The organism is Myxococcus xanthus (assembly GCF_013116825.1).
Lineage (GTDB): Bacteria > Myxococcota > Myxococcia > Myxococcales > Myxococcaceae > Myxococcus > Myxococcus xanthus_B.
The window spans coordinates 1-5,885 of sequence record NZ_JABFNS010000240.1; the positions used below are offsets into that span (position 1 = coordinate 1).

Annotated in this window: 1 protein-coding gene; it reads right to left on the reverse strand. The window is 67.6% G+C overall.

Annotated elements, in window-relative coordinates; genetic code table 11:
• Positions 1-5,885: non-ribosomal peptide synthetase (locus HNV26_RS36530; RefSeq protein WP_171453009.1), on the reverse strand; the 5,885-nt coding region annotated here is incomplete at both ends.

Genomic DNA, 5,885 nt, shown 5'->3' on the forward strand with positions numbered 1-5,885 from the left:
CGCGGTGGTGAGTCAGCAGCGCGGCGAGTTCGTCCAGAGAAGGCGTGTGAGGCGGAGCGAGGACGAGGCGCGCGCCGTGAAGCAGGGCGCCCCAGAGCTCCAGGGTGGAAGCGTCGAAGGCGACGGGGGCCAGTTGGAGGAAGACTTCGTCGGGGCCGAAGTGGATGAAGGGATTGGCGAGGACGAGCCTTGCGACGGCGCGGTGAGGAATGCAGACGCCCTTGGGCCGGCCGGTGCTGCCGGAGGTGAACATGACGTAAGCGAGGTCATCACCGCCCACGGCCACGGAGGGCGGCGCGTCATGTGGCAACGCGGCGATGAGGTCCGCGTCCGTGTCCACGCACACCATCAACCCGCCCGAGCTGGGGAGCTCATCGGCGAGCGACTCCTGCGTGACGAACACGCTGACGCCAGCCTCCTGAAGCAGCAAGGAGATGCGTTCAGCGGGGTAGTGGTGGTCGATGGGCACGTAGGCGCCGCCAGCCTTGAGGATGGCGAGCAGGCCCACCACCATGTCCGGCGAGCGCTCCAGGCACAGTCCCACGCGGGTGCCTCGGGAGACGCCATACGCGCGAAGATGGTGCGCGAGCTGATTGGAGCGGCGGTCCAGCTCCGCGTAGGTGACGACGCGCTCACCGCTGATGAGCGCCATGGCGTCTGGCGCGCGAGCCGCCTGCTCGGAGAAGAGAACGTGAATCGGCGTCTCGCGCGGGAACACGGCGGACGTCGCGTTCCAGTCGACCAGGAGTTGTTGACGCTCCTCGGTGCGCAGAAGGGGCAACTCGGCCAGACGCCGGTTCTCATCCGTGACGATGGCTTCCAGCAGCGTGCGGAAGTGCCCCATCATGCGCTCGGCGGTGGAGGCATCGAAGAGGTCGGTGTTGTAGTTCAGCGCGCCAGAGAGCCCTTCTGGGGTCTCTTCCAGCAAGAGACTCAAGTCGAATTTGACGGTCTCCAGCTCCGTCTCCAGCACACGCAACGATAGCCCCTGCAGCTCCAGGTGTACGGGCGGCGTGTTCTGCAGGGTGAAGGTGACCTGGAAGAGCGGCGAACGGCTCGGCTCTCTCGTGGGTTGCAGCACCTCGACCAGCTTTTCGAACGGCACGTCCTGGTGTTCGGACGCGCCCAGCGCCGCCGCCTTTGCCTGGGCCAACAGCTCACGGAAGGTGAGCTCCGGCGACATGCGGGCCCGGAAGACCAGCGTGTTGACGAAGAAGCCAATAAGCCCTTCCAGCTCCGGCCGGGTGCGGCCCGCGATGGGCGAACCGACGCAGAGGTCCTGCTGACCGGAGTAGCGAGAGAGCAGCAACTGCCAGGTCGCCAGCAGGACCATGAAGGGCGTCGCCTCCTGACGGCGCGCCAGTGCAGTCACTGCCTCGGAGAGCTTCGCGGGCATCTTCACCGGGAGGAGGGCTCCCCGGTACGTCTGCACCGCCGTGCGCGGCCTGTCGGTAGGCAGCTCCAGGGCCGCGGGAGCTCCAGCGAGCTGTTCACGCCAGTAGTCCAGCCGTGACTCCAGCACCGGCCCCTGCATCCATTCTCGCTGCCAGAGGGCGTAGTCGGCGTATTGCACCGAAAGCGGGGGCAGCTGTGCCTCGCGGCCCTGGACGGCGGCTTCGTAGCCCTCCGCCACCTCCCGTACCAACACGCCCACGGACCAGCCGTCAGACACGATGTGATGCATCGTGACGAACAAGACGTGCCTGTCTGAAGCGAGCCGGAGCAAGCGTGCCCGGAAGAGCGGGCCGCGCACCAGATTGAACGGGAGATGGGCCTCCTCGTTCGCGAGCTGACGAGCCCGGGCATCACGCTCACCTTCAGGCAGGGGGGAGATGTCCGTGATGGGCAACTCCAGCGTCGTGATTGGATGGACGACCTGTACGGGCAGGTCCCCCTCGTTCCGGAACGTCGTGCGCAGCGCCTCGTGTCGTTGCACCACTCGCAACAGGGACTGCTCCATCGCGCGAATGTCGAGCGCTCCGTCGATGGCCACCGCCGCGGGGTTGTTGTACGTCGCGGTGTCGGGCGTCAGTTGCTCCATCACCCACAGTCGCTGCTGGACGAAGGACTGGGGCAGTGGTCGATCGCGTGGCGCGGCACGGATGGCTGGTAGGGTACTCGCGGTGCCGCGAGCCCGCTCGGAGTCCAGACGCGCGGCAAGCGCCGCCACCGTGCTTTGCTCGAAGAGGGCCCGAAGCGGCAGGTCCACGCCGAAGTCCTGCCGTAGCCGCGTCACCAACTGGGTGGCCAGGAGCGAGTGGCCCCCGAGTGCGAAGAAGTCATCCTCGGCGTTGACCGTCCCGACGTGCAGCAGCGTGGCCCAGTGGGCGGCGACACGACGTTCCGTTTCCGTGCTGAGCGGGCGCGTGGCGGCGTGCCGAGGAACTTCCGGTGCCGGCAGTGCCTTGCGGTCCAGCTTGCCATTGGGGGTGAGTGGCAGGGCCTCCACGGTGACGAAGGCCGAGGGCACCATGTGCTCGGGCAGCCGCTCCTTGAGGAACGGGCGGAACGTGCCGGAGTCCATGACGGTGGTGGCCTCCGCCTCCTCGACCACGTACGCCACCAGGCGTTGGAGCCCTGGCGTGTCTTCGCGGACCAGGACCACGGTGTCGCGAACCGCGGGGTGTTGGCGCAGCGCGGACTCAATCTCCCCCAGTTCGATGCGGAAGCCGCGCAGCTTCACCTGGAAGTCGATGCGGCCCAGGAACTCGAGTTCGCCCTGGGGCAACCAGCGAGCCCGGTCTCCCGTCCGATAGAGGCGGGCGCCGGGGGCCGTGCTGAAGGGGTTGGGAATGAACCGGTCGGCGGTGAGCTCAGGACGATTCAGGTAGCCACGCGCCAGGCCCGCTCCACCAATGTAGAGCTCGCCTGGCACACCTACCGGTACAGGCTGCAGGTACGCGTCCAGCACGTAGGTCTGAGCGTTCGCCAACGGACCGCCCAGCGACGGAGGCAGGGACGCTCCGCGCACGGGACGCAGCGTGGAGTCCACGGTGCACTCGGTAGGACCGTAGACGTTGAAGCACTCGATGTGGGGATGGGCGGAGAGCCGGGCCCAGAGCGCCTCGTCCAGTGCCTCGCCGCCGGCCAGTACGCGCAAAGGGCCGTGTGCGGCCAGGCCCTCGTCCAGAAGCAGCCGCAGCTGTGAGGGGGCGCAGTCCAGGACGTCCACGGAATGCCGCTCCAACCACGCCAGCATCAGGCGGGTGTCCTCGCGTGTCGCTTGTGACACCACGCACAGCGCATGTCCGTCCGCGAGCTGCACCAACTGCTGTACGGAGGCGTCAAAGGACAGCGACGCATTGAGGCTGACGCGGAGGGGCTTGTCCACACCTGCGTAGGCGGTGGTCGCCAGCGCAGCGCGCAGGTTCATCACCGAGGCGTGCTGCACCATGACGCCCTTGGGCATGCCGGTGCTTCCCGACGTGTAGATGACGTAGGCGAGGTTCAGGGGCCCGCTGAGTCGCGGCGGGTTGGACGCGTCCCGTGAACCGCTCACGAGCCCTGCGTCATCCACACAGAGGACCTCCACCTTGTGCCCGGCGAGCTTGTCCGCGACGCGCTGCTGAGTGAGCACGCAGCCGACATTCGAGTCACTCACCATGTAGGCCAGGCGCTGGGCGGGGTAGGCCGGATCCATGGGGACGTAGGCGCCGCCCGCCTTGAGGATGGCGAGGACGCCGACGACCATGTCGACCGAGCGCTCCATGCACAGGCCCACACGAGCCTCGGCCCCTACGCCTCGGGCACGCAGGGCCCAGGCGAGCTGGTTGGCGCGGCGGTTGAGTTCGGCATAGGTGAGCGTGTGCTCATCGTCCAGCACGGCGATGGCATCGGGAGAAAGGGCCGCGCGGTCCTCGAAACGCTCATGCAAGCATCCTTCCCAGGCGACCTCTCGGCGCGTGGCACTCCACGTCTCCAGCAACGTGGCGCGGTCGGCCGGTGGGAGCAGCGCAGCCAGCTCGTAGTGGCTGCCCGCGCCCGCGGCCACGGCCTCCAGCGCGCGCAGGTAGTAGTGTCCCAACTCCCGCGTTCGCTCCGCTTCGTGCCGAGTGCCCGTGGTGGCGATGGAGACCGATAGCGACGAGGTGTCCGGGTCTTGAGTGAAGGTGACGCCGAGCGGCAGCTCCATCCAGGCGGCGCCCAGCATCTCGTCGACGAAGCGCAGGCCCTTCTGCTGGGAGAGCCCTCCCGCGACGTGGAAGTGGATGAAGTTGAAGAGCGTGTCGAACAGCGGCTGTCCGCCGCGCTTCTGCTGGAGCCGCGCCATAGGGTAGCGGCGGTGAGGCATCAGCTCCTGCTCATGCTTCGCGACCTGCTGGATGAGCTCCAGCCATGTGCCTCCAGGCAGCGTCACCGGGAAGGGGACGCTATTGAGGAACAGGCCAATCATCCGCTCGCCATCGACGACTTCGGGGCGGCCGTTGGTGACGATGCCGGTGACGACGGAGGTGCTGCCTTCGACGAAGCCGCGGACGCGCAGATGCACGGCCAGCAGCACTGTCTTGAGGGACACGCCCGCCTCGTGAGCCACGCGTAGCAATGCCTGCTGGAGAGGAGCGGGGATGCGCACGTCGTGGGTGTGCAGGACGCGCTCGTCGTCCCGGGACCGGAGCGGGCGCGGACTTGCTGCGTCCACTCCATCCATGCGCCGCAGCCAGAACCGTTCACTCTCCGGGGAGCTCTGGGCTTCGCGCTCCAAGGCCACGAACTGCCGGTAGGTGGCGGCGGGGGATGGCGCGGCGGGGGCGTCCGAGCCCTCCAGCAATTCGAGATAGCGGCCGAAGAGTTCCGACAGAAGGGTCGCGGCGCTCCAGCCATCGAGGATGGCGTGGTGGAAGACGATGGTCAGCTGGACGGTGGTTGCCGAGCGCCGATGCACGCAGAGCCGCATCAGCGGCGCCTGGTTCCAGGTGAACGGCTGGACGCGCTCCTTCTCCGCCCATGCTTGCAAGTAGGTCGTTTGCTGGGCTGCCTCCACGTGCCGGAGGTCTTCGAACTTCAGCGGCGGTTCCACTTCACGGTGGACGAGCTGGAGGGGCTCTTCATGGCCGTCCAGGTGGAACGACGTGCGCAGGATGGCGTGGCGCGCGAACAGCTCCCGGAAGGCTTGTTGCAGCAGCGGTTCGTTCAGCGCCATCTCCACATGGAAGCTGAACATGTCGTGGTAGATGCCGGCCGAGGCATCCAGCGCGCTCTCGAACAACATGCCTGACTGGAGCGCGGCCAGCGGGTAGGCGTCTTCCACGTCCTGGGGCAGCCGCTGACGGTCTGTCTCAGACACGAGGCTGAAGGGCGCGACCTGGCTCTCGGGGGCCACGCTCGTTGCTTTGATGACACCGGCGAGTTCGCGGATGGTCGGGTGTTGGAGCAGCTCCAGCGTGGGCAGCTCCATGCCTTGTTCTCGCAGCCTCGCGATGACCTGGATGCTGCGGATGGAGTCGCCACCCAGCTCGAAGAAGCTGTCGTCGATGCCGACCTGACGGAGACCCAGGACCTCGGCCCAGATGTCGGCAAGGGTCTGCTCGGAGGCGTTCCGCGGTGCTTCGAACGGCGTTCCTGTCCGATTCAGGTCCGCGTACGGGGCGGGCAGCGCCTTGCGGTCCACCTTGCCGTTGGGGGACAGCGGCAGGACCTCCAGCGGCATGAACACCGCGGGCAGCATGTAATCGGGCAGCCGCGCCTTGAGGAATGCACGGATGCCTCCCACTGCATTCGCGGCCTGTTCTTCCGACCGTGCTGCGGCGGTGGGCACGAAGTAGGCCACGAGGCGCTTGTCGCCAGGAGCGTCTTCCCGAGCGAGGACGACGGCCTCCTGGACGCCCGGGGCCTGCTGGAGGACGGCCTCGATTTCGCCCAGTTCGATGCGGAAGCCGCGCACCTTC